Origin of the sequence: Streptomyces durbertensis (genome assembly GCF_014156695.1) — a bacterium.
GTDB classification, from domain to species: domain Bacteria; phylum Actinomycetota; class Actinomycetes; order Streptomycetales; family Streptomycetaceae; genus Streptomyces; species Streptomyces durbertensis.
On record NZ_WMLF01000850.1, the window covers coordinates 1 to 946 of the forward strand.

Below are 946 nucleotides of genomic sequence, written 5' to 3' on the forward strand. Positions count from 1 at the left end.
GTGGTGTCCTTGCGTTCCGCGAGTTCGGCGATCAGGTCGGCGGCCGGGGAGGGGTCGGCGCCGGTGTAGCGGCCGCGGGCGAGGGCACCCCAGGCCTGGAGTTCGATGCCGTGGGCGAGGCAGTGCTCGATGGTGCCGGTGGGGAAGCCGCCCGCAGTGGCGCCGGGGGTGTTGACGAGGACGCCGGATTCCACCCAGTCGCGTTGTTCCAGGCTCATCTCCAGTTGGTTGGCCACCAGGGGTACGTCGAGGTGGGACTGGAGGTGGGCGATCTGCGGGGCGCTCATGTTGGAGACGCCGAAGCCGCGTACCAGGCCTTCGGCGCGGAGCTCGGTGAAGGCCTCGGCGATCTCGGCGGGCTCGGCGAGGGGGTCGGGGCGGTGCAGGAGGAGGGTGTCGACGTGGTCGGTGCGCAGCCGGGTCAGGCTGGCGTGGACGCTGTTGATGAGGTGCCGGGCGCGGAGGTCGTAGATGCCGGGGCGGTCGCCCTCCGGGAGTCGGATGCCGCACTTGGTCTGGAGGGTGATCCGTTCGCGGAGGTCGGGCCAGCGGGCGAGTACCTCGCCGAAGACGGCCTCGGACTTGCCGTGCCGGTAGATGTCGGCGTGGTCGAAGTCGGTGATGCCGGCGTCGAGGGCGGCGGTGACGGCGGCCGCCGCGTGGTCGATGTCGTGGGCGGTGTAGGGGGCGTGGTCCCAGGTACCGCCCAGGCCCATGCAGCCGTAGAGCGCCCGGCCGCGGGGCGGTTGCGGTGTGTCGGGCGAGGGGTCTGGTGTGGGGTCGGGGTTCATGCCGTTCCTCGTCGGGGCGCGTCCGCCGCCTTGCTGAGTGTGTTCACGGACCACCGTAGGCGGCCCCTCTGACAAGTGCCCGCTTCTCGTAGAGCGGTTCGGCGGTGGCCGGGCGATGAGTTCTGTGGGGGCGGGGCGTCGGTACGGGGTGAGAT

Annotated in this window: 1 protein-coding gene; it reads right to left on the reverse strand. The window is 71.7% G+C overall.

The window, feature by feature from the left end; translation table 11 throughout:
• On the reverse strand, positions 1-791 hold a 791-nt coding region (locus GL263_RS27260), incomplete at its 3' end, for an aldo/keto reductase (RefSeq protein WP_228456872.1).
• Between the last annotated feature and the right edge of the window lie 155 nt (positions 792-946).